Here is a 1,240-nt window from a genome sequence, read left to right on the forward strand (position 1 = left end):
CTCCTTGAATCCTTTACATGTTTCTTATTTTATAGCGGCATTGCTTACATTACCCGAAACAATGCCGCGTTACACATTTTATTATGCTCTTACAATTTTTTTATATTCAGGAATCCACATAGCATCTTTCACAGCTTGTTCAATGTTTTCAGGTGTTTTTCTTGCGACACCATCTTTAATTGCTGCTTTTGCCACTTCAATAGCTACTTTGATAGAAACTTCTTGTAACTTATCAATGCTTGGAAGTAGACCAGCACCTGGTTTATCATGATCAACCATTTCAGCAATCGCATCCGCTGAAGCAACGAACATGCCTTTTGTGATGATTTTTGATTCCGTTACGATTGAACCAAGACCAAGTCCAGGGAAAACGAACGCATTGTTTGATTGTCCGATTTCATGTTCAATTCCGTTATACTCGACATTTTCGAATGGGCTTCCAGTTGCAACAAGCGCACGACCGTCTGTCCATTTGAATAGATCTTCCGGTACTGCTTCAGCAAGTGGAGTTGGGTTAGACATCGGCATGATCACTGGACGCTCTGTATGAGCTGCGATTTCTTTAATAATTTCTTCAGTGAATGCGCCGCCTTGACCTGATGTACCAATAAGAATGGTTGGCTTCACCTTGCGAACAGCTTCAGCAAATGAGATTTGTCCTTTTTCATCACGAGCCCAGCCTTCTACTTCATCAGAAGAACGAAGGTATGGTTTTTGGAAATCAAGCACTTCATCTTCAAACTGATCTGTTAGCAATCCTCTGTAGTCTAACGTCCAGAATGCATTGTTTGCTTCTTCTTCACTTAGACCTTCAAGAACCATTGTGTCACGCATTTGATCGGCGATTCCGATTCCAGCTGATCCAGCTCCGAAAATCATCACACGGTGATCTTTCAATTGAGTACCAGTTTTCTTGACAGCTGCAAGAACACCCGCTAAAGTAATGGCACCAGTACCTTGGATATCATCATTAAATGTTAAGATGTTGTCGTTGTATTTTTTCATGATGTTACGCGCATTTTTGTTTCCAAGGTCTTCCCAGTGAAGCAATGCTTTCGGGAAGAATTTAAGTGCTGCTTTGACATACGCATCAATGAACTCTTCGTATTTTTCACCTTGTACACGTTTGTGGTGGTTCCCGATGTACAATGGATCATTTAATAGTTTTTCATTGTTAGTTCCAACATCTAATACAACTGGAATCACGCGGCTTGGATCAATCCCTGCTGCAGCCGTGTAA

1 protein-coding gene is annotated in these 1,240 nt (G+C 41.1%); it reads right to left on the reverse strand.

Annotated features, from left to right (window positions below):
- Positions 1 to 81 precede the first annotated feature (81 nt).
- The coding region (gene maeA / locus V7659_RS27855; protein ID WP_335543312.1) for an oxaloacetate-decarboxylating malate dehydrogenase at positions 82 to 1,240 on the reverse strand (1,159 nt) is incomplete at its 5' end.

It is taken from the genome of Neobacillus drentensis (assembly GCF_036966985.1).
GTDB classification, from domain to species: domain Bacteria; phylum Bacillota; class Bacilli; order Bacillales; family Cytobacillaceae; genus Neobacillus; species Neobacillus drentensis_E.